Below are 24,629 nucleotides of genomic sequence, written 5' to 3' on the forward strand. Positions count from 1 at the left end.
CATGACAATTCACAAGCGCGCACGCTCCGTCAGGCTCACCGCCGCGATAACCGCGGTGGCGGCGGCCGCGGGTGTCACCCTGCTCACCACCCCGTCCGCCGGAGCCGCGACGGCGCCCGCCACGGGTACCGTCCACGGAGCGGACGCGGCGACGGCCGTCTCCGGCAGCTACATCGTGATGCTGGACCGGAAGGCGGACAAGGCCGCTCTGGCCGAGGAGTACGGCGGCAAGCTCCGGCGGACCTACACGTCGGCCATCAACGGCTTCTCGGCCGACGGGTTTTCGGAGACCGAGGCCGGGCGGCTCGCCGCCGACCCGGCCGTCTCCAAGGTCGTCCAGAACAAGAAATTCCACATCGACGCCACCCAGGACGCCCCGCCGTCCTGGGGGCTGGACCGGATCGACCAGGCCGGAACCACCGGTGACGGCGCGTACACCTATCCGGACGCCGCGGGCGGGGGCGTCACCGCGTACGTCATCGACACCGGTGTCCGCGTCACCCACAGCGACTTCGGGGGCCGGGCCACTTCGGGCTTCGACGCCGTGGACGAGGACGACGACGCCGACGACGGCAACGGGCACGGCACCCACGTGGCCGGGACCATCGCGGGCGCCTCCCACGGCGTGGCCAAGAAGGCGAAGATCGTGGCCGTACGTGTGCTGGACGACGCAGGCTCGGGCACCACCGAGCAGGTCGTCGCGGGGATCGACTGGGTCACCGCGAACCACGAGGGCCCGTCCGTCGCCAACATGAGCCTCGGCGGAACCGCGGACCCCGCCCTCGACGCCGCGGTGCAGAAGGCCATCGCCTCCGGTGTCACCTTCGGTGTCGCCGCGGGCAACGAGGCCGCCGACGCGGGTGCGGGTTCCCCCTCCCGCGTCCCCGAGGCCCTCACCGTCGCCTCGTCCACGGCGGCCGACGAGCAGTCGTCGTTCTCCAACTTCGGCCCGGTCGTGGACCTCTACGCCCCCGGTTCGGACATCACGTCTGCCTGGAACGACAGTGACGAGGCCACGAACACCATCTCCGGTACGTCCATGGCGACCCCGCACGTCGTGGGCGCCGCGGCCGTCCACCTCGGCGGCCACCCGGACGCCACCCCTGAGGAGGTCGCCGCGGCGCTCACCGGCGGGGCCACCCCGGACGTCATCTCCGACGCGACCGAGGGCACGGCGAACAGGCTCCTGAAGATCGTGGAGTAGGCCGGAACGGACAGGCGGCCGCCGCGCCCTCCCCCACGGGGCGCGGCGGCCGCCGCCTGCGGAAAGCCCTAGGGTGGATCCCATGAGCACGATGTACGCGGCGCTGCTGCGCGGGGTCAACGTCAGCGGGCACCGCCGGGTCCCGATGGCCGAACTCCGTACGCTGCTCGGAGAGCTGGGACACGAGGACGTCGCCACGTACCTGCAGAGCGGGAACGCCGTGTTCCGCAGTGCGACGGGCGACGAGGACGCCCTCGCCGCCGGGCTGGAGCGGGCGATCGAGGAGCGGTTCGGCTTCCCGGTCGACTGTGTCGTACGGCCGGGCGCCTACCTCGCGGGTGTGGCCGATGCCTGTCCGTTCCCGGCCGCCGGGCTCGAAGGCAAGCAGGTGCACGTCACGTACTTCGACAAGGCCGTCGACTCCGCCAGGTTCGCCCCGCTCGACGCGGACGCCTTCCGCCCCGAGGAGGTCCGGCTGGGGGACCGCGCCCTCTATCTGTACGCGCCCGACGGGCTCGGGCGCTCCAGGCTCGCCGTGGCGCTCGGGCGGCCCGCCCTCACCCGCGGCCTCGTCGCCACCAGCCGCAACTGGAACACCGTGGTCAAGCTTGTGGAGATGACGCGTGACTGAGCCCTCGCCCGCCGTGGCCGCAGCCGTCGAGGGGGAGCTCCGGCTCCTCGATCCCGTGGTGCGGGCCTCGGCGGACATGCTGGCCTCTCTGCTGCACCCCGGCTTCCGGGAGATCGGTACCAGTGGCCGGCTCTGGGAGCGGGACACGATCATCGCGATGCTCACGGCCCCGGACGCACCGCGCCCCGGCCCGCTCACCGCGTCACGGATGCGGGGCGAGCAGCTCGCGGCGGACCTGGTGCACCTCACCTTCGACACCGAGTCCAAAGGCCTGCGCTCACACCGCAGTTCTCTGTGGCGGCTGACCGGGAGCGGCTGGCTGCTCTACTTCCACCAGGCCACGCCCTTCGTCGACGACCCGTTCGCCGAGGTCTGACCCGCTGCTCCCCGGCACCGCCCGGCAGCACATCCTTCAGCGGCGCCGCAAGAGTGCCGCCCCGGTCTGATCCGACCCCGCAGCCCGGCCGGTTCTCGCCGGAGGAGCTGATTCCGGCCATCCGGAGCACCTGGGCAAAACGCCGGTAAGCCGTCCGAACGGACCGCGCCCCCGGCAGGCCCGGCCCGGACTGCCGGCGCCCGCGCGCATGCCCTTCCGGGCAGGGGCGGTGTGTGTGAAAGCGATGCGCGTAGACAGCGGCCGACGTCCGCCCCCCGTTCCGGACTTTGCTGCAATTCGCTGTCCGCCTCCGTTCGGTGAGCGGACGCCGTTGTTCGGAAGCCATCCGCACGCATATCGGAGTTCACGGTCCGTTGTCCGCCGTGGTCCGGAAGTGGACCTTGTCACCTGTTCGAGCGAAGTCAAGGATTCGAGGCGTGCGGTTGGCAGGTCCACGACCAGTACCCCTCGTCGTGGACAGCCGTACACCCTCGGCCCGCCCACCCAGCGGACCGGACACCCCCCAAAGACGGAGGATCCTGTGACCTTCAAGCGCTTCGCCCCCCTCGGCTCGATCTCCAGACGTGCTCGCCTCATCGCCGCGACCTCAGGTCTGGTCACCGCCGTGGCGCTTGCGGCACCCACCGCGGTCGCCCAGGCGGCCCCGGACACCACCGTGACGAAGGCCGAACTGGCCTCGGCCAGCTCGGCCGTGCGCGGTGCCGACATCGCGGGTACCGCCTGGTACACCGAAGCGAGCACCGGCAAGGTCGTCGTGACCGTCGACAGCACGGTCACCGCCGCCGAGATCGCCGAGATCAAGAAGTCGGTCACCGACTCCGGCGCGAAGGCCGACATCAACCGCACCCCGGGCACGTTCAACAAGCTGATCGCGGGCGGACAGGCCATCTACGCCGGCGGCGGACGCTGCTCCCTCGGCTTCAACGTCCGCAGCGGCAGCACCTACTACGCGCTGACCGCCGGGCACTGCACCGAGATCGGCAGCGCCTGGTACACCAACTCCGGCCAGAGCACGGCCCTCGGTACCAGGACCGGCTCCAGCTTCCCCGTCAACGACTACGGGATCATCCGGCACGCCAACTCCGCCGCCGCGGACGGCCGGGTCTACCTCTACAACGGCAGCTACCAGGACATCACCTCTGCGGGGAACGCCCGCGTGGGCCAGGCCGTCAAGCGCAGCGGCTCCACCACCGGCGTCCACAGCGGCACCGTCACCGGCCTCAACGCCACGGTGAACTACGGCAGCGGCGACATCGTCTACGGCATGATCCAGACCAACGTCTGCGCCGAGCCCGGTGACAGCGGCGGTTCGCTCTTCGCGGGCACCACGGCTCTCGGCCTCACCTCGGGCGGCAGCGGTAACTGCAGCTCGGGCGGCACCACGTTCTTCCAGCCCGTCACCGAGGCGCTGAGCGCCTACGGCGTCAGCGTCTTCTAGGACTCCCTCCAGCACCATCTGCCGACGGGCCGCGCTCCTTGAGCGCGGCCCGTTGCCGTACCCGCTCCCCGCGGGGGCGGACGCTGTGCCGGGCTGCGCCTCATCTTCTGCGGGGGCACTGCCTGAGTGCCCGGCGCCTCGTTCCCGGCTAGGCGCTCATCGCCCCCTCCACCGGGGCGAGTGCCTCGTCGTACCGGGTGAGCAGCAGCCGGGCGAGTGCGCGGGACGGTCCGAGGACGCCGGCCAGCACATCGGCCCCGGCCTCCTCGGCGCCCGCGGCGATACGGTCGGGGAGCCGGCCGGGGGCGATGACGTACGGCGCCACCGCGACCCGCCGTACGCCGTCGGCCCGCAGGGCGCGCACCGCGTCCGCGGTGCGGGAGAAACCGCCGGCCGTCGCAGCGGAGGCGAACGCAGGCCGCACGGCGCACCAACCGGTGTGCCGCAGCTCCCGCGCGATTTCAGCGATCACTGCGCTCGCCTCCGGGTCCGTGGAGCCCGCCGAGGCCAGGATCAGCCCGGTCGAGCCCTTGTCACCGGGGGAGACCCCGGCCTCGTACAGCCGCTGTTCCAGTGCCGCGTTCAGCAGCGGGGAGGGGCCCAGGACATCGGCCTGGCTGATCCGCAGCCGCGGGAGCCGTGTGCGGGCCTCGCGCAGCACCGAGGGGATGTCCGTCTTGGCGTGGAAGGCCCGGGTCAGCAACAGGGGAAGCGCGACGACCTCGTCCGCCCCCTCCGCGGCCAGCCGCTCCAGCACTCTGGGTACGGACGGGGCGTTGAACTCCAGGAAGCCCGTCTCCACGCGCAGTCCGGGCCGCAGCGACCGGACCCGCGCGGTGAGCGCGTGCACGGTCGCCGCGTGCCGCGGGTCGCGGCTTCCGTGGGCGATGACGAGGAGAACGGGGGCGGACACGGAGACTCAGTTCCTGACGAGGAGGCCGCGGCTGCGCAGCACCCGCCGCTCCAGCGGGCTGAAGATGAGCAGGTCGATCGCGATGCCGACGAAGAGGATGAGGAGGATCGCCAGGAAGATCCCCGGCATGTCGAAGTTGTTCCGGCCGTTCTCCAGCAACTGTCCCAGGCCCAGGCCCAGGTCGGGTGAGGAAGCGATGATCTCGGCGGCCATGAGCGAGCGCCAGGAGAACGCCCAGCCCTGCTTCAGGCCCGCCAGATAGCCGGGCAGCGCCGCCGGCAGGACGATGTGGATCGTCCCCCGCAGTCCCGTGGCGCCGATCGTGCGGCCCGCGCGCAGGAACAGCGGCGGAACCTGGTCCACGCCGGAGACCAGGCCGTTGGCCACGGACGGGACCGCGCCGAGCAGGATCACCGCGTACATCGTTCTGTCGTCGAGACCGAGCCAGATGATGGCCGGCGCCACCCACGCCACCGACGGCAGGGACTGGAGCCCGGACAGGATCGGGCCGATCGCCGCCCGGACGACCTTGACCCGCGCGACCAGCAGACCCAGCGGGGTGCCGATCGCGACGGCCATCACGAAGCCGAGCAGGCCGCGCGACACACTGGTCCAGATGACCTCCAGGAGGGTGCCCTGGAGCCACATGTCCTTGAGGCTGTCCCAGACCGCGGCCGGAGGGGGCAGCTTGTAGTCGTCGGTGACCTCCGCCCAGACCAGTACCTGCCAGACGAGGACCACCAGGAAGACCGCGACGACCGGCGGCAGGACCTTGTCGAGCAGGATCTCGCGGGCCGGCGTCCTGCGGACCTGTACGGCGTCGAGCGCGTCCAGGCCCGCTTCGAGCCCCGCCAGGTCGTCGGCCTTCGTTTCAGTGCTGGCCATGTCGGCGGATCTCCCCACGCAGTTGTTCGGTGATCTCGACGGACAACTCCGCCACGGCGGTGTCCTCGATGCGGCGGGGCTGCTCGATGCCGACCGACCACTCCCGGGCGATCCGGCCGGGACGCGACGACAGCAGGATGACGCGCTGGGCGAGCCGCACCGCCTCGCGCACGTTGTGGGTGACGAAGAGGACGGAGACGTTCGTCTCCCGCCAGATCCGGGTCAGTTCGTCGTGCAGCACGTCGCGGGTGATGGCGTCGAGCGCGGCGAAGGGCTCGTCCATCAGCAGCAGCCGGCTGTCCTGGGCGAGAGCACGCGCCATCGCGACCCGCTGGCGCATCCCGCCCGAGAGTTCGTGCACCCGCTTCCCGTACGCCCCGCCGAGGCGTACGAGTTCGAGCAGCCGTTCCGCCTCCGGGCGGCGGCCGGACTTCGGGACCCCGCGCAGCCGCAGGGCCAGTTCGATGTTCTTGCCCGCGGTCAGCCACGGGAAGAGGGCGTGCTCCTGGAACATCAGGGCCGGCCGCCCGCCGGGGGTCTCGATGGACCCCGCGGTCGGGCGGTCGAGCCCGGCCACCAGGTTGAGCAGGGTCGACTTTCCGCACCCGGATGCTCCCAGGAGGGTGACGAACTCACCCGGAGCGACATCGAGCGTGATGTCGTCCAGGACGAGCTGCCGCCCCGTGGGTCCGGCGAAGGACTTGGAGACGTGTGCGATGCGAGCGGCGTGCTCGACCGCTGTACGGTCCTCGGCCTTGGTGAGGGTGGTGGTCGCCATGGTCGTCACCTCCTGGGAATCTTCAGGGATCCTGGTGCGGTCGGGTGGGCTCGGGCCGGTCGGCCCTACTTGACGCCGAGACCGGCGTCGGCGACCTCGGGCCGGCCTGCGGCCTTGAGGATCTTGTTCAGCGGCTTCAGGTCGTAGATGCCGCGGAGGTCCGGCTCCTCCAGCAGGCCGGCCTTCACCGCGTGGCCCGCCTGGGCCTCGAGCGTGGCGGCCAGCGGGTCGTCGGTGATCCGGATGGACTCCCATGCCGGGTCGAGGACCTCGGCGGGCAGGGCCTTGCCGCTCAGCTCCTCGAGCGCGGCGTTGGCCGAGGCCTTCGCCTCGTCCCGGTTGGCGTTGATCCATTTGTTGGTGTTCACGGTGCCCCGCAGCACGGCTTCCACGACGTCCGGGTGCTCGGAGAGGAACTTCTGCGACACGATGATGTTCGTGATGACGAACTTGTCGTCCGGCCACAGCGTCGACTCGTCGAGCAGGACCTTGCCGCCCTCGGCGACCAGCTTCGAAGCGGTCGGCTCCGGCACCCAGGCGCCGTCCAGGGAACCGGACCTGAAGGCGTCCGGAGTCACCTTGTTGTCCGAGCGGACCACGGAGACATCGCCCTTGCCGCTCTGGGCGTCGACCTTCCAGCCCTTCTCGGAGATCCAGTTGAGGAACGCCACGTCCTGGGTGTTGCCGAGCTGAGGGGTGGCGATCTTCTTGCCCCTGAGGTCGTCCAGGGTCTTGATCTTCTTCGGGTCCACGACGAGCTTCACGCCGCCGGAGGCCGAGCCGCCGATGATCCGCAGGCTCTGGCCCTTGGACTTGCTGTAGCCGTTGACCGCGGGGGAGGGGCCGATGAAGCCGATGTCGATCGAACCCGCGTTGAGCGCCTCGATCTCGGAGGGCCCGGCGTTGAACGTCGAGGGCTTGACCGTGGTGCCGCCCAGCTCCTTGGCGATGAGGCCTTCCTGGATACCGACCAGGGCGGTGGCGTGCGTGAGGTTCGGGAAGTAACCGATCTTCACGGTGTCCGCCGAGAGCTTCTCACCGCCCGCGGAGAGGTTCTCGGTGTCGTCCTCCTCGGCCTGGGAGCCGTAACCGCAGGCGGTGAGCGCCACGGCGAGCAGCGACGATGCGGCGGCGGTGGCCAGACTGCGTCGGAGCGTGGTGCGGGTGGCAGGCACGGGAGGGTTTCCTCTCGTCGGCCCGGTGCTCACGCCCCCCTGGAGTCGGGCGGCGCGGCCGGGAAGTCGGCAGGTCTTCGTCTGGACTGGTCGTGCGGGCGGGCGCGCAGGCAGTGCGCGTACGTCATCACGCACATCGCCCCACCCCGCCCTGCCCGCTCCCGAGGGCGCCGCTGCCGACCCGGCCGCCCTCCTTCGCGAACGTCGAGAAGAAATCCGTGGTCATCAGAAGTCCCACTCCGCGTCCTTCGCGGAGGTGTCCGCCTCCGCCTGCGCGCCGTCGACGGCGGCGAACGAGGCACCCGCCATGCCGGCCGTGAGGGTCGTGCCGTCGGCGGGGTCGATCAGCAGGAACGAGCCGGTGCGCCGCGAGTCGGCGTACGCGTCGAGAGCCAGGGGCTCGGCGGTGCGGACGACGACCCGGCCGATGTCGTTGGCCACCAGCCGCCCGGGAGCCGGGTGCTGGGAGAGGTCGTCCAGCGTGAGCCGTGAGGGGATGTCCTTGACGATCGCCTTGACCGTGCGGGTGGTGTGCTTGAGCAGCACCCGCTGGCCCACCGTGAGCGGCTGGTCGGCCACGTGGCAGACGGTCGCCTCGACGTCCTGCGTGACGGCGGGGGCGTCGTCCACGGGGGCGATCAGGTCACCGCGCGAGACGTCGATGTCGTCGGCCAGCCGGATCGTCACCGACTGCGGGGCCCAGGCGATGTCGACGCTCTCGCCGAGCGCGTCGATCCCCTCGATCGTCGTGGTGCGTCCGGACGGCAGCACGGAGACCCTCTCGCCGACCCGGAACACCCCGGCGGCGATCTGACCGGCGTACCCCCGGTAGTCGGGGTGCTCGGCGGTCTGCGGGCGGATCACGTACTGCACGGGGAAGCGCGCGTGGCACGCGGTGAGGTCGTGGCTGACCGGCACCGTCTCCAGGTGCTCCAGGACCGTCGGGCCGCCGTACCAGTCCATGTGGGCGGACGGTTCCACCACGTTGTCGCCGGCCAGCGCCGAGATGGGGATGGCGGTGATCTCCGGGACGCCGAGCGAGGCGGCGTACGCGGTGAACTCCTGCGCTATCGCGGCGAAAACGGGTTCCGCGTAGTCCACGAGGTCCATCTTGTTCACGGCGAGGACGACGTGGGGGACACGCAGGAGGGCGGCGACAGCGGCGTGGCGGCGGGTCTGTTCGACCACGCCGTTGCGGGCGTCGACGAGGACGACGGCCAGCTCGGCCGTGGAGGCGCCGGTGACCATGTTGCGGGTGTACTGCACATGGCCCGGGGTGTCCGCGAGGATGAAACGGCGGCGCGGAGTGGCGAAGTAACGGTAGGCCACGTCGATGGTGATGCCCTGCTCGCGCTCGGCCCGCAGCCCGTCGGTCAGCAGCGCCAGGTCCGGCGCCTCCTGGCCGCGGTTGGTGGAGGCCAGTGCGACGGCCTCCAGCTGGTCGGTGAGGACCGACTTGGAATCGTGCAGAAGACGTCCGACGAGGGTGGACTTGCCGTCGTCGACGGACCCCGCGGTGGCGAACCGCAGCAGGGTGGTGGCCGACAACTGCTCGGTGGTGATGCTCATTTAGAAGTATCCCTCGCGCTTGCGGTCTTCCATCGCGGCCTCGGACATCTTGTCGTCGGCCCGGGTCGCGCCCCGCTCGGTGAGCCGGGAGGCGGCGATCTCGGTGATCACCGCTTCCAGGGTGGTGGCGTCGGAGTCGACGGCGCCGGTGCAGGACATGTCGCCGACGGTGCGGTAGCGCACCTGGCGGGTCTCGACCTTCTCGTGGTCCTTGGGGCCGCCCCACTCGCCCGCGGTCAGCCACATGCCGGAACGGCTGAAGACCTCGCGCTCGTGGGCGAAGTAGATCCCGGGGAGCTCGATCCCCTCACGTTCGATGTACTGCCAGACGTCGAGCTCGGTCCAGTTGGAGATGGGGAAGACACGGACGTGCTCGCCGGGGGCGTGGCGGCCGTTGTAGAGCTGCCACAGCTCGGGGCGCTGGCGGCGCGGGTCCCACTGGGAGAACTCGTCGCGCAGCGAGAAGACCCGCTCCTTGGCGCGCGCCTTCTCCTCGTCACGCCGTCCGCCGCCGAACACGGCGTCGAAGCGGTGCTGCTGGATGGCCTCGGTGAGCGGGACCGTCTGCAGGGGGTTGCGGGTGCCGTCGGGGCGCTCACGGAGCTTGCCGGCGTCGATGTACTCCTGGACGGAGGCGACGTGCAGGCGCAGCCCGTGCTTCTCGACGGTGCGGTCGCGGTATTCGAGGACCTCGGGGAAGTTGTGCCCGGTGTCCACGTGCAGCAGCGTGAAGGGGATGGGAGCGGGGGCGAACGCCTTCAGCGCGAGGTGCAGCATCAGGATCGAGTCCTTGCCGCCGGAGAAGAGGATCACCGGCCGCTCGAACTCGCCCGCCACCTCGCGGAAGATGTGCACCGCCTCCGACTCCAGGGAGTCCAGGTGGCTCAGCGCGTACGGGTTGACAGTGCCTTCCGGCACGGTGGCGACAGTGCTCACGCCAGGCCCCTCTCGGTGAGCAGCGCACGAAGCGCCGCTGCGGACTCCTGCACGGTCTGCTGGTGCGACTCGATCCGAAGATCCGGCGACCCGGGTGCCTCGTAGGGGTCGTCGACCCCGGTGAGACCACTGATCTCGCCCGCCGCCTGCTTGGCGTACAGCCCCTTCACATCCCGCTCGGAGCACACCTCGACCGGGGTGGCGACGTGCACCTCCAGGTAGGTGGTGCCCTCCTGCTGGTGACGCTTGCGCACCGCGTCACGGCTGTCGGCGTACGGCGCGATGACCGGGACGAGGACCTTCACGCCGTTGGCGGCCAGCAGCTCCGCGACGAAGCCGATCCGGGTCACGTTGGTGTGGCGGTCCTCGCGGGAGAAGCCGAGGCCCGCGGAGAGGAACTCCCGGATCTCGTCACCGTCGAGCACCTCGACCCGGTGCCCGTCGGCGCGCAGCCGGCCCGCCAGTTCGTAGGCGATGGTGGTCTTGCCCGCGCTCGGCAGACCGGTGAGCCAGACGGTGGCTCCCGTCTCCGTCACGCTCATCGATATCTCCTGATCAGTCGTCATCAGCCGTGCAGCCCGCATTCGGTCTTGCCGCGTCCGGCCCAGCGGCCGGCCCGTGCGTCCTCGCCCTCCAGCACCCGCCGGGTGCAGGGCGCGCAGCCGACGGAGGCGTAGCCGTCCATCAGCAACGGGTTGGTCAGTACGCCGTGTTCGACGACGTAGGCGTCCACGTCCTGCTGGGTCCAGCGGGCGATGGGCGAGACCTTGACCTTGCGGCGCTTCTCGTCCCAGCCCACGACCGGGGTGTTCGCCCGGGTGGGGGACTCGTCGCGGCGCAGCCCGGTCGCCCAGGCGGCGTACGCCGTCAGCCCCTCCTCCAGGGGCTCGACCTTGCGCAGCGCGCAGCACAGGTCGGGGTCGCGGTCGTGCAGCTTCGGCCCGTACTCGGCGTCCTGTTCGGCCACCGACCGGCGCGGGGTCAGCGTGATGAGGTTGACGTCCATCACGGCGTCCACCGCGTCCCGCGTGCCGATGGTCTCCTCGAAGTGGTAGCCCGTGTCCAGGAAGACGACGTCCACACCGGGGAAGACCCGGGAGGCCAGGTGTGCGACGACCGCGTCCTCCATGGAGGAGGTGACGCAGAAGCGCTTGCCGAAGGTGTCGGCCGCCCACCTCAGGATGTCGCTCGCGGAGGCGTCCTCCAGGTCGCGTCCGGCCCGTACCGCCAGGTCCTTCAGGGCCTCGTCGGTGAGCCCGTCCGCTTGCAGGGTGTCCGTCATGTCCCGTCCCCTTCCATGTCGTTGCGCTGGAGTCCGTGGGCCAGCAGGCCCAGGAACTTCAGCTGGAACGCACGGTTGCAGGAGGCGCATTCCCAGGCGCCGTGACCGGCCTCGTGCGGGCGCAGGTCCTCGTCGCCGCAGTACGGGCAGTGGAACGGCGCGGCTCGCTCGCTCATGACAGCGACTCCGCACCGGCCCGGGCGGCCCAGGTGGCGAAGCGCTCGCCGTCCTCGCGCTCCTCCTGGAACCTGCCGAGCACGCGCTCGACGTAGTCCGGGAGTTCGGCGGAGGTGACCTTCAGACCACGCACCTTGCGGCCGAAGCCGGCCTCCAGGCCGAGCGCGCCGCCGAGGTGCACCTGATAGCCCTCGACCTGGTTGCCCTCGTCGTCCAGCATGAGCTGGCCCTTGAGGCCGATGTCCGCGGTCTGGATGCGGGCACAGGCGTTGGGGCAGCCGTTGATGTTGATGGACAGCGGCTCCTCGAAGTCCGGCATGCGGCGCTCCAGTTCGTCGATGAGCGCGGCGCCGCGCGCCTTGGTCTCGACGATCGCCAGCTTGCAGAACTCGATGCCGGTGCAGGCCATCGTGCCACGCCGGAAGGGGGACGCCTTGACCTGGAGGCCCAGCGCCTCCAGCCCCGCGGACAGGGACTCGACCCGGTCCTGCTCCACGTCCAGAATGATCATCTTCTGTTCGACGGTGGTGCGCACCCGGCCCGAGCCGTGTGCCTCGGCCAGATCGGCGATCTTGGCCAGGGTGGAGCCGTCCACCCGGCCGACGCGCGGGGCGAAGCCCACGTAGAAACGGCCGTCCCGCTGCGGGTGCACACCGATGTGGTCGCGCCAGCGGGAGGAGGGCTGCGCGGGCGGCGGCCCGTCCAGCATCGGGCGCTTGAGGTATTCGTCCTCGAGGATCCGGCGGAACTTCTCCGGGCCCCAGTCGGCCATCAGGAACTTCAGACGGGCACGGTTGCGCAGCCGGCGGTAGCCGTAGTCGCGGAAGATCCCGATGACACCCGCCCAGACGTCGGGGACCTCGTCCAGCGGCACCCAGGCGCCCAGGCGCTCGGCGAAGCGCGGGTTGGTGGAGAGCCCGCCGCCGACCCACAGGTCGAAGCCGGGGCCGTGCTCGGGGTGGTCGACGCCCACGAAGGCGATGTCGTTGATCTCGTGGACGACGTCCTGGACCGGCGAACCCGAGATCGCGGTCTTGAACTTGCGGGGCAGGTTGGAGAATTCCTTGCTGCCGATGTACCGCTCGTGGATCTCGTCGACCGCGGGTGTGCCGTCGATGATCTCGTCGGCGGCGATGCCCGCCACGGGCGATCCGATGATCACGCGGGGGCAGTCACCGCAGGCCTCGGTGGTCGAGAGCCCCACGGCCTCGAGCTTCTCCCAGATCGCCGGGACGTCCTCGATGCGGATCCAGTGCAGCTGGACGTTCTGCCGGTCGGTGATGTCGGCGGTGCCCCGCGCGTACTCCTGCGAGATCTCGCCGATGACGCGCAGCTGGGCGGTGGTCAGCTTCCCGCCGTCGATGCGCACGCGCAGCATGAAGTAGCGGGCGTCCAGCTCCTCCGGCTCCAGCACGGCGGTCTTGCCGCCGTCGATGCCTTCCCGGCGCTGGGTGTACAGGCCCCACCAGCGCATGCGTCCGCGCAGGTCGTTCGGGTCTATGGAGTCGAATCCGCGCTTGGAGTAGATCGTCTCGATGCGTGTCCGCACATTGAGACTGTCGTCATCCTTCTTGAACTGCTCGTTCCCGTTCAGCGGGGTGAAGTGACCCATGGCCCACTGACCTTCACCACGGTGACGTCCCGCCTTGCGGCGCGGCGTGGCGGTAGCAGGCTTCTCGGGGCTGGCGGCCATGGCAATACGTCCTTCGGGACTGCAGGAGGGCGGCTCTGAACTGCACACTCGCGTGAGGCGCGGCGGTGCGCAGGGGTGAAGCGGAACATCGGGGGATCGCGGTGCTGGAGACTCTCAGCGGACCGGACAGATGGCGCTGGACATGCGGCCGAGGTCGACGTGCCGCCGACTCACCAAGGCAATTCCAGTTCCGGACATGACGGAAGCGTGTCACGCGGATCTCGGACCAGTCCACCACGATCCAACATGTGGACGTGATGGTCCCGAAGTGTGAGACATTGTGGTGTCGGTCACGCCCAGCCTGTCGACAAAGCGATATGGGGACGGCTGATCAGGCGTGCGCACCCGGCCAGGGACCGGGGGTGGCGACCAGGGGCTCCCGCTCGGTCCTGGTGTCGAACAGCCGGAATCCCCGCCGCAGGTAGTTGCCCATCGCGTGCGGGCCGTCATCGGAACAGGTGTGCAGCCACACCCGCTCGGTGGGGGTCCGCTCCGGGTGGCGGTCCGCCAGGTCCCAGGCGCGCGCCACGCCGTACGACAGCAGGTGCCCGCCGATCCCGCGCCCCCGGAAGGCGGGGACCAGACCGAAGTAGGCGATCTCGACCGTCCCGCCCTCCTGGGGGCCGAGCTCGATGAACCCCGCGGGGGTCCCGCTCTCGTACGCCACCCAGGTCTCGGCCCCCGGCCGCTCCAGGATCTCCTGCCACTGCGCGTAGGTGAGGCCCAGCCGGTCGGTCCACCGGATGTCACCGCCCACCGCGGTGTACAGGAACCGGCTGAACTCCGGCAGCGGTATCTCCGACCGGACGACCGTGACCGGGCCCCCGGGGACGGCGGCGGGACTCAGGTCGGCGGGCGACGTCTGCTCCAGATACCAGACGGTCACGTCGGAGGCGGGAGCGGTGGAATGCGTGGTGTTGCTCATGGCGGTCAGAGAACCACGGGTACGGCCCCTCGCCCAAAACGGGTCACACCGTCCCCGTGCGCCTGCGTGCCCCGAGCACCACCGGGGCCGCGGAGCGGGGCAGCAGATCGGCCGGCACCTCCGGGTGGACCACATCCACCTCCACCCCCTGGCGGAACCGGTACGGCCGGTGCGCCAGCACCTCCGCGAGATGGCGCCGCATCCGCGATATCTCGGCCCGCACCGTCACGGTCCTGGTCACGTCACCGAAGACGTCCCCGGCCAGCTCCGCCGCGGTGCGCCCCTGCGGGTGCAGGGCCAGCGCGTACAGCAGCTCCGCGTGGCGGGGCGACAGCCGGCGCGTCCAGCTGCCCAGCGGCCCCGCCACGTGGACCGCCAGTTCCCGCTCCCGGCTCAGGTCGAGCACCACCCTGCGCGGCGGGCGCTCGTGCAGGCCCTCCGCGATCTGCACCAGCCAGCCGCCGGGCAGCGGTTCCACCCGGCACATCCCGAGCGAGGCCAGCCACACCGTGCCCGGCTCCAGCGACTTCGGCAGCGGCAGCCGGTCCACGGGCGGCATCCCGATGACGGCGGCCAGCCGGCCATGGGTGTCCACCACCAGCGCGCGGCCACCCAGCCGGCACAGGATCGGAGCGGCGACCGAACGCAGCCGCTCGATCGCCACCAGGTGCCGGCTGCGCAGCTCGCCCTCCGCCAGCGCGGCCACCGAACCGACCAGCGCCAGCGTCGCCGGGTGGAAGGTGGAGGCCGGACCGCTGATGTCGACGATGCCCATCAGCCGGCCGTCCCGGGGGTCGCGCACCGGGGCCGCCGCGCAGGTCCAGTCGTGCAGGGCGCGGATGAAGTGCTCGGCGGAATGGACCCGGACGGGTGTGCGCGTGGCGAGCGCGGTACCGATGGCGTTCGTCCCCGCCGCCGACTCCGTCCAGGCGGCGCCCTCCTCCAGGCAGATGTCCTCGGCCCGGCGCATCACGGCCGGATGCCCCTGACGCCACAGGACCCGGCCCTCGGTGTCCGTGACGACCATGATCTGCTGCGAGGCGTCCGCGATCGTGGCCAGCCCCTCCCGCAGCAGGGGCATGACCTCGCCGAGCGCCGTGCCCCTGCGCCGGTGCTCGATCTCGTCCGTGTCCAGCAGCCTGCTCCCCGGTGGCTGCTCGGGGTCGATCCCGCTGCGCAGTACGCGCTCCCAGGACGCGTCGATCTCCGCACGCGGGGCCGTCTCCGTACGCTCGCCCGCGAGCCGGGCCTCCCGTGCGCGGTGGACCGGACGTCCGGCCACCGCTGGGTACGAGGCGATTTCCGGCCGCTTGCGCGCGGCAGGGCGTGATTCCATGACAGGTCCCCCCAACAAAGCGTGGGCCCGGTCAGGAAGACGAAAACCCGGCCCGAAGGACCCATCCTGCCGTGCAAGGGTCCCGCCGGCCCGCGCTCCGCACAAGGGTTGCAACCCTTTGCAACTCTGGTGACAGGACCCGGACCGTACGAGAGTGGCGGAACACCGGGCGGGGGTCCTCGACCGCCGTGCGGTGGTGCGGAAGCGTGGAGGGTGGTGCCGTGTCGGCGCAGCACCACCCTCCCGTCGTCCGCCTCTAGCCCTCCCGGACCCGCGCGCGTTCCACGACCGTGGCCAGATCCGGACTGTGCGGCAGTGTCCCGAAGGCCGAGCCCCAGTCCCCGCCCAGCCGTGAGGCGCAGAACGCGTCCGCGACCTCCGGCGGTGCCCAGCGCAGCAGCAGTGAGCCCTGCAGCACCAGGGCCATCCGCTCCACCAGCCGCCGGGCCCGCGCCTCCACGGCGTCCAGATCCGCCAGCTCCGTCAGCAGGTCCTTGACCGCCGCGTCGAGCCGGTGGTCCGCGCCGCGTGCCTTGCCGACCTCCCGGAGGAAGGCGTCGAGCGCCTTCGGTTCACGCTGCAGCGCACGCAGCACATCGAGCGCCTGCACATTGCCCGACCCCTCCCAGATCGAGTTGAGCGGGGCCTCCCGCAACAACCGGGGCATCCCGGACTCCTCGACGTACCCGTTGCCGCCCAGGCACTCCAGCGCCTCGCCGGCCACCGCCGCGCACCGCTTCGTCACCCAGTACTTGGCGGCCGGCACCGCGATCCGCAGGAAGGCCCGCTCCTCCTCGGTGTCCGCGTCGTACGCGGCGGCCAGCCGCAGCGCGAGCGTCGTCGCCGCCTCCGACTCCAGGGCCAGGTCGGCCAGTACGTTGCGCATCAGCGGCTTCTCGATCAGCAGCCCCCCGAACGCGCTGCGGTGGGCGCTGTGGTGGATGGCCTGCGCCACGGCCTGGCGCATCAGCGCCGCCGAACCGACCACGCAGTCCAGCCGGGTCGCCGCCACCATCTCGATGATGGTGCGCACCCCGCGCCCCTCCTCGCCGACCAGGCGGGCCCACGTCCCGTCGAACTCGACCTCGCCGGAGGCGTTGGACCTGTTGCCCAGCTTGTCCTTCAGGCGCTGGATCGCGAACACGTTGCGGACGCCGTCCGGCAGGACCCGCGGCACGAGGAAGCAGCTCAGCCCGCCCGGTGCCTGCGCCAGCACCAGGAAGCCGTCGGACATGGGCGCCGAACAGAACCACTTGTGGCCGGTGAGCAGATACTCCCCCTCGCCGGCCAGCGGTTCGGCCCGGGTGGTGTTGGACCGCACGTCGGTGCCGCCCTGTTTCTCCGTCATGCCCATCCCGAAGAGCACACCGGCCTTCTGCGACGCGGGCCGCAGCCCCTCCTCGTACACGTGCGAGGTCAGCAGCGGCTCCCACTCCGCGGCCAGCGCCGGATCGGTCCGCAGCGCCGGGACCGCCGCGTGCGTCATCGACAGCGGGCACCCGTGGCCCGCTTCGGCCTGCGTCCAGACCAGGAACCCGGCCGCACGCCGGACATGGCCGCCCTGCCTGCCCCAGGCGTCCGTCAGCCCGGCCGTGACCCCGTGCCCCAGCAGCCGGTGCCAGGACGGGTGGAACTCGACCTCGTCGAGGCGGTTCCCGTAGCGGTCGTGCGTACGCAGCGCCGGCGGATTGTCGTTCGCCTGCGCCCCCCACGCCTGGGCCTGGGCCGAACCGGCGGACCGGCCCAGCGAGCCGAGCTCCTCCCGGGCCTCGTCGAGGATCCCGGGGTCGAGGTGCCGCTCCACGGCCTCCGTCAGCGCCCGGTCGCCGGCGAAGACGTCATAGCCGACCAGCGGCGGAACCTGGTTGGTCACTGTGTGGGTGCTAGGTGCCATGCCGATACGGTAAGGAGGTGCAGGCAGCAAACGAAACACCCGAGCGGCCGCCGGGTCGGCTCCACCGGGCTCGCGTCCTCTACCGCAACGTGTCGAAGCGGCAGATGGCATGGCAGTTGCTCAAGGACACGGTCAATTCGTGCATCGAATACCGCATCCTCGGTCTCGCCGCCGAGGCGGCGTTCTTCACCCTGCTGTCCCTGCCGCCCCTGCTGCTCGGCCTGATCGGGCTGCTCGGCTACGTCGACGACTGGACGTCCACCACCACGGTCGCCTCCATCGAGCGCAACATCCTGGGCGCGGTGCAGACGGTGCTGTCCGAACGGGGTGTCAACGACATCGCCAAGCCGCTCATGGCCGACGTCACCACCGGCGCGCGCCCCGACGTGATCTCCATCGGTTTCGCGATCGCCCTCTGGTCCGGCTCACGCGCGGTGAACGTCTTCATCGACACCATCACCGTGATGTACGGGCTCGACGGCCACCGCGGCATCGTCAGGACCCGGCTGCTCGCCTTCCTGCTGTACGTGGTCGCGCTGCTGCTGGGCGCGGTGGTGCTGCCGCTGCTGGTGGTCGGCCCCGACCGGGTGGTGGAGCTCGTCCCGTGGGGCACCGAGGTGCTCGCGGTCATATACTGGCCGCTGGTCATACTGCTGTCCATCGCGTTCCTGACGACGCTCTACCACGTGTCCGTCCCCGTACGTTCGCCGTGGATAGAGGACGTGCCCGGGGCGCTCATGGCACTCGGGATGTGGGTGCTGGGAAGCTTCCTGCTGCGGATCTACCTCACGAACACGGTCGAAGGGCCGACCATCTACGGCTCACTGGCCGCACCCATCGCCGTCCTGCTCTGGATAGGCATCTCCGCCTTCGCCGTACTCGTGGGCGCCGCCGTCAACGCGGCGATCGACCACGTCTGGCCCTCGCTCGCCACCGCGGCGGCCCGCGCCGCCAGCGACCGGATCAAGGCGGCCCAGGCCGCGGAACTCGTGGCACGGGCGACGAACTGGGGCGCGTACGCGGACGACGACGAGGAGGACGTCTCCATGCCCTCCGAATTCCCCGAGCGCTGGTCGCGCTTCCTGCCCCCGGACGACGTGAGGTCGCGTCTGCACGGGAACCGGGACAAGGACGTCCCGTGAGGGCCGGCCCGATGGCCTCGTGACCATGGACGCACGGTACGAGGAGCGGACATCGCGCTTCGGCGGCGCGGTCGTCTGGACCTGGTCCGGCCCGCGCGATCCGGCGCGGCCGGTGCTCCCCGACGGCTGCATGGACCTGCTGTGGGCCGGGGGCCGGCTGCTCGTGGCGGGTCCCGACACCCACGCGTTCACCCCGGCCGCGGCGCTCTCCGGCAGCTGTGCGGGCATCCGTTTCGCCCCCGGCACGGCTCCCGCCCTCCTGGGCGTACCCGCGCACGAACTGCGTGACCGGCGGGTCGCGCTCGACGCCCTCTGGCCGGGGCCGGAGGTCCGGGAACTCACCGAGCGCCTCGGTGCGGCCGGCGACCCGGCCGCCGCGCTGGAGGGCATCGCCCTGCGCAGGGCGGCCGGCACCGGACCCCCGGACCCGCTCATGACGGCCGTCGCCGCGCAGCTGCGGCAGGGCCGGTCCGTCGCCGCCACCGCGCACGCCGTGGGACTCGGGGCCCGCCAGCTGCACCGCCGCTCGCTGGCCGCGTTCGGCTACGGCCCCAAGACACTGGCCAGAGTCCTGAGACTGCAGCGTGCCCTGGCCCTCGTCCGGGCGGGCACACCGTACGCCGGGGCCGCGTACGCGGTGGGCTGCACCGACCAGGCGCACCTGGCCCGTGAGATGCGGGACCTGGCCGGCACGACGCTCGGCGGCTACCTGGCGGCGCGGGGTCCCGCGGACACGGCGTAGCCGTGCCGTCCGGAACCGCCACCCGGGCGGTACCCCGGCCGTTCAGCCGCGGCCGCCGCGGGCCGCCGTACGGATCGCCAGCTCCGCCGCCGCGAGGCCGTCGACCGGCACCGCGTCCGGCAGTCCGGGCACGCACACCACCCGGCCGTCCTCCAGCGCGGCCAGCGAGGCATCGATCACCTGGTCCACGGGCATGCCGCCGTCCGCGTGCACGGACTGCTCACGTCCGCCGACGGGCTCCTCGCCGCGCGAGCGGTGGAACTCGGTGGCGGTCAAGCCGGGGCACAGCACCTGAAGGCGCAGGGGCGAGCCGGAGAGCTCGGCGGCGAGGGTGCGGGTGAAGGTGACCACGTACCCCTTGGTGCCGGCGTACACGGCGCGCTCAGGCAGCGGCCGCGGCGGCAGCGAACCGGCGAACGCCAACTGGGAGGCCACGTTGACGACCGTGCCCCGGCCCCGCCGGAGCATGGCCGGGACCACCGCCCGTGCCAGCGCGGTGACGGCGAGCACGTTGACGTTCACGACCTTCGCCATCAGCGCGGGCTCCAGTTCGCCGAACGGGCCGTACCCGTTGATCCCCGCGTTGTTGAGCAGGAATCCGATGTCGCCCCGCCCCGCCCGCTCCACCGCACGCGCCAGACCGCCGGGATCCGACAGATCCGCCACGAGGGTCTCCACGGCCGATCCCGTCTCCCCGCGCAGCTGTGCCGCCAGGTCGTCGAGCCGCTGCTCCCGCCGGGCCACCAGGACGGTGTCCCACCCCCCGGCTGCCAGCCGTGCCGCGTACGCCGCCCCGATGCCCGAGGAGGCTCCCGTGACCAGTGCCTTGCCACGCTGCGCGCCCATTCCCTCTCCCGTCTCCGGGGCATCACGTTACAAGCGGCCGACGGCAGGCGCAGAGCCGGACCGGCTGCCGGGCCGCCGCCTCGCGGGGCCGGCCACCCGGCCGGACGACTGCCGCCGGATCCCGGCAGGAACGCCTACGGCACAGGGGCGAAGAGGGAGACCGCGCAGCCGTCGGGGTCCAGGACGACGGCGTAGCGCTGCCCCCAGACGGCGTCCCAGGGCTTCAGGTGGCCCCGGTAGCCGGCCCCGGTCAGATCGGCGTACACCGAGTCGACCTCCGCCGGGCTGTCGCAGAGGAAGGCGAGCCCGAGGCGCTCGCCGCCCTCGGACCCCTGCCAGTCGGGATCGAAGGAGCGGACGACGTCCTCGGTGTCCCACAGCAGGCGCCGCCCGCCGGGGAGCGCCACTTCGACGTGGGGGGCCGATTCGGCGCCCTCGGGGACGGCGAGGCCGAGCCTGCGGTAGAAGGCGAGCGAAGCGGCCAGGTCGGCGGTGGTGACGGAGATCGCGTCGAGTCGTGGAGTCATGGGCCGACCGTATGCCGGGGCCGCGGCCGGGTCTTGTACGAAACGGTCGCGGCCTCCGGCGCGGCCCGGCGTCACGCGCAGGCCGCGGGCGAGGTGCCGGGCTCCGTCAGGGGCAGGCCCAGCTGGGCGCGTTCGGTGAGCCAGCGGGTCGGCCGGTGCCGCGGGTCCCCGGTCGTGGCGTACACGGAACGCTGCAGGTCCAGCATGTGCGCGGCACCGATCCGGTCGCCCCAGGCCAGCGGCCCCGCCGGGTAACCGAGTCCGGCCGTCACCGCGAGGTCGATGTCCGCCGGGGTGGCCAGCGAGCGCTCCGCGATCGAAGCGGCCACCGACACCACCGACGCGAGCAGCCGCTGCGCCACCGACCCCGCGGTGTCCCGCACCACCGACACGGCCCAGGGCTCCTCCCCGTCCGCCGCGCGGGCCAGGACCGCGCGGGCGTCCCGGGCGGCGGACGGGTCGGCCGCGGGGGTCACCGCGAGCACCCGGCGACGGCCTGCCGGGGGCAGCGGGTCGACGCCGAAGGTGCGCGAGGCCGGCAGCCCCAGCGAGGCCACCGCCGCCGCCACGGTGGTGCCCCAGACGGGGACGAGGGCCAGCGCCTCGCCGGTGGGCACCGGGCCGCTCCCGACCGTGGCTCCGGCGGCGGTCAGCGCGGCCCGCAGCTCTTCGGCGCCCTCACCGTCCACGACGGACACCGGCCGGCCCGCGTCACCCGTCACCGGAGCTTCCGGGGCCGGGGCGGGAGCCTCGGGGCCGTACGCGAACCACCCCTGTCCGGTCTTGCGGCCGTGCAGGCCCGCGGTCACCCGGTTCGGGGTGAGGTAGGAGGGGCGGAGCCGGTCCTCGTGACGGAAACCCTGCCAGATCGAGTCGATGACGGCGGCCGTGACGTCGAGCCCCGTGAGGTCCATCAGTTCGAACGGCCCCATGCGCAGCCCCAGGACGTCCCGGGCGATCCGGTCGATGCCCGCCGGATCCGCGACGGACTCCTCCAGCAGCGCCAGCGCCTCCGTCACGAGCCCCCGGCCGGCGTGGTTGACCAGGAAGCCGGGGGTGTCGGCGACAGTGACCGCGCGGTGCCCGCAGCTCTCGACCAGCTCCGTGAGCGCCGGCGGGACGGCGGGACGGGTGGCGGCGCCCGGCACGACTTCGACGATCTTCATCAGCGGTACGGGGTTGAAGAAGTGCAGCCCCGCCAGCCGCCCCGGGTCCCGCAGCGAGGCGGCGATCCGGGTCACCGACAGGGACGAGGTGTTGGTCGCGAAGATCACCGACTCCGGCAGAACCTCCTCCAGCTTCCCGAAGACCTCGGCCTTGGTGTCCAGGTCCTCCCGTACGGCCTCGATCACCAGCCCGACCTCCGGCCCGGGTGCCCACGGGTCGTCCAGCGGGACCAGCCGCTCCAGGGCCGCGGCGGAGTCCCCGGCGGACATCCGGCCCTTGTGGACGGCGCGTTCCAGCATGGACCGGACGAAGTCCACGGCCGCCGTCACCGCCTCGGCCCGGACGTCGCAGAGCTCGACGGTGTGCCCGGCCGACGCGGCCCACTGGGCGATGCCTCGGCCCATGGCTCCGGCTCCGACGATCCTGATACGCATGGCGGTTACGTCCTTTCGGCAGGTGTGGCCGTCGGCAGCGACGGCAGACGCGGTCGAGTCAGCGAAGGTAGACGCGGTCGGGATCGACATCCTCGCGCAGGAGACGCAGTTCCGCCCCGGCCGGCGAGGGCGCGGTGGCGACGGAACCGGCGACCTGGAGGTCCCAGCCGGTGGCCTCGCGCACCTGATCCACCGTCACGCCCGGGTGCACGGCGACCAGCCGGAGTTCCTCCCCGACGCCGTCCCGGGCCAGGATGCCCAGTTCGGTGATGACCCGGGTGACTCCCGCGCCCGGCGGCCGGATGCCCTCGGTGAGCGCCCGGTCCGGGCCCGGCGTGGTGCAGAAGTCCAGGGCATCGGCGAAGGAGCGCGGATGGTGACGGCGCATCACCACGAAGACCTCGTGGGAGTTGGCCATCACCTCGACGGCGCCGCCGGAACCGGGGAGCCGCACCGCAGGGCTCTCCCAGTCGCCGATGACGGAGGTGTTCAGGTTGCCCCACCGGTCGATCTGCGCCGCACCGAGGAAACCCACGTCGATGTGGCCGCCCTGGAGCACACAGCCGAACAGCGCCGGCATCGACAGCACGGCCTCCGCGCCCGAGATGAGCACGGCATCGGCGATGGTCTCCGGCAGGTGCGAGGGGTGCGCCCCGCAGACCCCGGACTCGTACACGACCTCGATCTGCGGTGCGACCGTCAGACGGGCGAGTTCGGTGGCGAGCGTCGGCAGTCCGATGCCGGCGAACACCGTGCGGCGGCCGGCCAGTTCCCGGGAGGCGACGACGGAGAGCAGCTCGGTGCGCGACGCGATGGTCCAGGCGTGCGAGGCCGCCGGCTTCACCCCGCGCGTGGTGCAGGAGGCCCCCGACTCGTACACGATCCTGGCCCTCGTCGCCGCGGGCGTCGGCATCACCCTCACGGTCTCCTCCGTCCGCCACATCCAGCAGAACGGGCTGGTCTACCGCCCCCTCGCCGGCCCGCCCATCCGTCGCCAGGCGGCGCTGGCCTGGCGCACGGACAACCCCTCGGCAGCTCTCCACGCGGTCCTCGCGGTCGCCGAGCAGGCCCTCCCGACCCCCTGACTCCCCCGATCGAGACGCGTGACGTCTTGAACCTGAGGTAATTCGATATTGGACCGACTCAGTGATCCGGTGCGAAGGTCACCCCACACACCCGAACCCGCCGAAAGGTGTTCCGCCGTGCCCGACCAGACCGATGTCGTCATCTGCGAACCGCTGCGCACACCCATCGGGCGGTTCGGCGGCGCGTTCGCCCAGCAGACCCCGGCCGCGCTCGCCGCACGCGTCATCGCCGAGGTCGTCGCCCGTACGGGAATCGACCCGGACCGGGTGGACGAGGTGATCCTCGGACACGCCTACCCCTCCTCCGAAGCCCCCGCCATCGGCCGGGTCGCCGCCCTGGACGCCGGGCTCCCCGACACCGTCACCGGCACCCAGACCGACCGGCGCTGCGGCTCCGGGCTGCAGGCGGTCCTCGACGCGGCCATGCAGATCCGGGCCGGGTTCAGCGACGTCGTCATCGCGGGCGGCGTCGATGTCATGAGCGCCGCCCCTTACTACACGCACGACGGGCGCTGGGGCATCAAGGGCCCCGGCCTCCAGCTCCACGACTCCCTCGCCCGGGGCCGGGTCACCGCGGGCGGTGTCCACCACCCCGTGCCCGGCGGCATGATCGAGACCGCGGAGAACCTGCGCCGCGCCCACTCCATCAGCCGCGCCGACCAGGACGCCCTCGCCCTGCGCTCCCAGACCCGCGCCGCCCGCGCGGTGAAGGAGGGGCGCTACGACGCGGAGACCGTCCCCGTCACCGTACGCACGCGCAAGGGCGAGACGGTCGTCACCGCCGACGAACACCCCCGCCCCGACACCACCGCCGAGCAACTCGCCGCGCTGCGCCCCATCATGAGCAAGTCCGACCCGGAAGCCACCGTCACCGCGGGCAACGCCAGCGGACAGAACGACGCCGCAGCCGCCTGCCTCGTCACCAGCGCCGCCACCGCCGAACGGCTCGGGCTCACCCCGCTCGTCCGGCTGGTCTCCTTCGCCCGCGCGGGCGTCCCCGCCGCGACGATGGGCATCGGCCCCGTCCCGGCCACCCACGCGGCCCTCGGCCGTGCCGGCCTCACCCTCGCCGACCTCGACCTGATCGAGATCAACGAGGCCTTCGCCGCCCAGGTCCTGGCCTGCACCCGTGAGCTGGGACTCGGCGAGAAGGACCACGAACAGCGGATCAACGTCAACGGCTCCGGTGTCTCGCTCGGCCACCCGGTGGGTGCCACCGGCGCCCGCGTCCTGGCGACGCTCAGCCGGGAGATGCACCGCAGCCAGGCGCGTTACGGGCTGGAGACCATGTGCATCGGCGGTGGCCAGGGCCTCGCCGCGGTCTTCGAACGCATCGCCCCCTGACACGTCCCCCTCTCCGTCCCCCCTTCCTCTCCGTCCCCTCATCACCACGTGCCCCAGGGCGTCCCGGCCGGCGCCCAGGTCATTCGAACTCGAGGGCTCGGAGAAGCCG

General features: G+C 72.0%; 25 protein-coding genes and 1 pseudogene. 8 read left to right on the forward strand and 18 right to left on the reverse strand.

The annotated features are described in order from the left end of the window. The first annotated feature begins 1 nt into the window (after position 1). The 4 genes from VN520_RS09370 (at position 2) to VN520_RS09385 (ending at position 3,670) form a co-directional block, all read left to right on the forward strand. On the forward strand, positions 2 to 1,204 hold the full coding sequence (locus VN520_RS09370) for a S8 family peptidase (protein ID WP_325746397.1): 1,203 nt from the start codon (positions 2 to 4) through the stop codon (positions 1,202 to 1,204). An 82-nt stretch (positions 1,205 to 1,286) separates the two neighbouring features. Beyond that, complete coding sequence (locus VN520_RS09375; RefSeq protein WP_325746398.1) at positions 1,287 to 1,835, forward strand: DUF1697 domain-containing protein; 549 nt, start codon at positions 1,287 to 1,289, stop codon at positions 1,833 to 1,835. Beyond that, entirely contained in the window at positions 1,828 to 2,211 is a 384-nt protein-coding gene (locus VN520_RS09380) for a nuclear transport factor 2 family protein (protein WP_325746399.1), read from the forward strand. The genes VN520_RS09375 and VN520_RS09380 overlap by 8 nt, the downstream gene beginning before the upstream one ends. A 541-nt stretch (positions 2,212 to 2,752) precedes the next feature. Beyond that, the gene (locus VN520_RS09385; RefSeq protein WP_325746400.1) at positions 2,753 to 3,670 is read left to right on the forward strand and encodes a S1 family peptidase; all 918 of its coding nucleotides are present in this window, start codon (positions 2,753 to 2,755) and stop codon (positions 3,668 to 3,670) included. 148 nt (positions 3,671 to 3,818) lie between these two features. Here the strand turns inward: VN520_RS09385 and VN520_RS09390 are convergent, their stop codons facing one another. The 14 genes from VN520_RS09390 to VN520_RS09450 form a co-directional block, all read right to left on the reverse strand. Beyond that, a complete protein-coding gene (locus VN520_RS09390; protein WP_325746401.1) occupies positions 3,819 to 4,583 on the reverse strand; it encodes a sirohydrochlorin chelatase in 765 nt (254 codons plus the stop codon). Positions 4,584 to 4,589: 6 nt separating this feature from the next. Continuing rightward, positions 4,590 to 5,468: an ABC transporter permease gene (locus VN520_RS09395; protein ID WP_325746402.1), complete on the reverse strand. Its 879-nt coding sequence runs from the start codon at positions 5,466 to 5,468 to the stop codon at positions 4,590 to 4,592. Next, positions 5,455 to 6,246 (reverse strand): ABC transporter ATP-binding protein, encoded by a 792-nt coding sequence (locus VN520_RS09400; RefSeq protein ID WP_325746403.1) that lies wholly within the window; start codon positions 6,244 to 6,246, stop codon positions 5,455 to 5,457. The genes VN520_RS09395 and VN520_RS09400 overlap by 14 nt, the downstream gene beginning before the upstream one ends. Before the next feature lie 65 nt (positions 6,247 to 6,311). Beyond that, complete coding sequence (locus VN520_RS09405) at positions 6,312 to 7,421, reverse strand: aliphatic sulfonate ABC transporter substrate-binding protein (RefSeq protein WP_325746404.1); 1,110 nt, start codon at positions 7,419 to 7,421, stop codon at positions 6,312 to 6,314. Positions 7,422 to 7,646: 225 nt separating this feature from the next. After that, a complete protein-coding gene (locus tag VN520_RS09410) occupies positions 7,647 to 8,990 on the reverse strand; it encodes a sulfate adenylyltransferase subunit 1 (RefSeq protein WP_325746405.1) in 1,344 nt (447 codons plus the stop codon). Continuing rightward, entirely contained in the window at positions 8,991 to 9,926 is a 936-nt protein-coding gene (gene cysD / locus VN520_RS09415) for a sulfate adenylyltransferase subunit CysD (protein WP_325746406.1), read from the reverse strand. It lies immediately after the preceding gene. After that, entirely contained in the window at positions 9,923 to 10,468 is a 546-nt protein-coding gene (gene cysC / locus VN520_RS09420) for an adenylyl-sulfate kinase (RefSeq protein WP_325746407.1), read from the reverse strand. Before cysC ends, cysD begins: the two co-directional genes overlap by 4 nt. Positions 10,469 to 10,491: 23 nt before the next feature. Next, complete coding sequence (locus VN520_RS09425) at positions 10,492 to 11,208, reverse strand: phosphoadenylyl-sulfate reductase (protein ID WP_325746408.1); 717 nt, start codon at positions 11,206 to 11,208, stop codon at positions 10,492 to 10,494. Next, positions 11,205 to 11,384 (reverse strand): hypothetical protein, encoded by a 180-nt coding sequence (locus VN520_RS09430; RefSeq protein WP_325746409.1) that lies wholly within the window; start codon positions 11,382 to 11,384, stop codon positions 11,205 to 11,207. The genes VN520_RS09425 and VN520_RS09430 overlap by 4 nt, the downstream gene beginning before the upstream one ends. Next, positions 11,381 to 13,078 (reverse strand): nitrite/sulfite reductase, encoded by a 1,698-nt coding sequence (locus VN520_RS09435; protein WP_325746410.1) that lies wholly within the window; start codon positions 13,076 to 13,078, stop codon positions 11,381 to 11,383. The genes VN520_RS09430 and VN520_RS09435 overlap by 4 nt, the downstream gene beginning before the upstream one ends. Positions 13,079 to 13,192: 114 nt before the next feature. After that, a complete protein-coding gene (locus tag VN520_RS39590) occupies positions 13,193 to 13,276 on the reverse strand; it encodes a putative leader peptide (protein ID WP_349817346.1) in 84 nt (27 codons plus the stop codon). Positions 13,277 to 13,409: 133 nt separating this feature from the next. Next, on the reverse strand, positions 13,410 to 14,003 hold the full coding sequence (locus VN520_RS09440; RefSeq protein WP_325746411.1) for a GNAT family N-acetyltransferase: 594 nt from the start codon (positions 14,001 to 14,003) through the stop codon (positions 13,410 to 13,412). Positions 14,004 to 14,046: 43 nt separating this feature from the next. Further along, positions 14,047 to 15,339: a GAF domain-containing protein gene (locus tag VN520_RS09445; RefSeq protein WP_325746412.1), complete on the reverse strand. Its 1,293-nt coding sequence runs from the start codon at positions 15,337 to 15,339 to the stop codon at positions 14,047 to 14,049. A gap of 256 nt (positions 15,340 to 15,595) precedes the next feature. Next, the gene (locus tag VN520_RS09450) at positions 15,596 to 17,233 is read right to left on the reverse strand and encodes an acyl-CoA dehydrogenase family protein (protein WP_325746413.1); all 1,638 of its coding nucleotides are present in this window, start codon (positions 17,231 to 17,233) and stop codon (positions 15,596 to 15,598) included. A 17-nt stretch (positions 17,234 to 17,250) separates the two neighbouring features. Between VN520_RS09450 and VN520_RS09455 the strand changes: the two genes are divergently transcribed. Together VN520_RS09455 and VN520_RS09460 are read left to right on the forward strand one after the other, a co-directional pair. Continuing rightward, positions 17,251 to 18,375: a YihY/virulence factor BrkB family protein gene (locus tag VN520_RS09455; RefSeq protein ID WP_325746414.1), complete on the forward strand. Its 1,125-nt coding sequence runs from the start codon at positions 17,251 to 17,253 to the stop codon at positions 18,373 to 18,375. A 25-nt stretch (positions 18,376 to 18,400) separates the two neighbouring features. After that, positions 18,401 to 19,117 carry a DUF6597 domain-containing transcriptional factor gene (locus VN520_RS09460; RefSeq protein ID WP_325746427.1) on the forward strand — a complete coding sequence of 239 codons (717 nt, stop codon included), beginning with the start codon at positions 18,401 to 18,403 and terminating at the stop codon, positions 19,115 to 19,117. Between the two features lie 42 nt (positions 19,118 to 19,159). Here VN520_RS09460 and VN520_RS09465 read toward each other — a convergent pair whose 3' ends face one another. From VN520_RS09465 to VN520_RS09480, 4 genes are all read right to left on the reverse strand, one after another. Then, positions 19,160 to 19,963 (reverse strand): SDR family NAD(P)-dependent oxidoreductase, encoded by an 804-nt coding sequence (locus VN520_RS09465; protein WP_325746415.1) that lies wholly within the window; start codon positions 19,961 to 19,963, stop codon positions 19,160 to 19,162. A 134-nt stretch (positions 19,964 to 20,097) separates the two neighbouring features. After that, positions 20,098 to 20,490 carry a VOC family protein gene (locus tag VN520_RS09470; RefSeq protein WP_325746416.1) on the reverse strand — a complete coding sequence of 131 codons (393 nt, stop codon included), beginning with the start codon at positions 20,488 to 20,490 and terminating at the stop codon, positions 20,098 to 20,100. A 71-nt stretch (positions 20,491 to 20,561) separates the two neighbouring features. After that, positions 20,562 to 22,091: a 3-hydroxyacyl-CoA dehydrogenase gene (locus VN520_RS09475; protein ID WP_325746417.1), complete on the reverse strand. Its 1,530-nt coding sequence runs from the start codon at positions 22,089 to 22,091 to the stop codon at positions 20,562 to 20,564. 58 nt (positions 22,092 to 22,149) lie between these two features. After that, positions 22,150 to 22,935: a CoA-transferase subunit beta gene (locus VN520_RS09480; protein ID WP_325746418.1), complete on the reverse strand. Its 786-nt coding sequence runs from the start codon at positions 22,933 to 22,935 to the stop codon at positions 22,150 to 22,152. On the opposite strand from VN520_RS09480, the pseudogene VN520_RS09485 reads away from it, so the two are divergent. Both VN520_RS09485 and VN520_RS09490 read left to right on the forward strand, forming a co-directional pair. Further along, positions 22,886 to 23,176, forward strand: a pseudogene (locus VN520_RS09485) (LysR family substrate-binding domain-containing protein); the annotation flags it as partial. The gene VN520_RS09480 and the pseudogene VN520_RS09485 sit on opposite strands and share 50 nt — an antisense overlap. A gap of 117 nt (positions 23,177 to 23,293) precedes the next feature. Then, complete coding sequence (locus VN520_RS09490) at positions 23,294 to 24,520, forward strand: acetyl-CoA C-acetyltransferase (RefSeq protein WP_325746419.1); 1,227 nt, start codon at positions 23,294 to 23,296, stop codon at positions 24,518 to 24,520. Positions 24,521 to 24,629: the final 109 nt, after the last annotated feature.

The sequence above is a fragment of the Streptomyces sp. genome, from assembly GCF_035563135.1.
GTDB lineage: Bacteria > Actinomycetota > Actinomycetes > Streptomycetales > Streptomycetaceae > Streptomyces.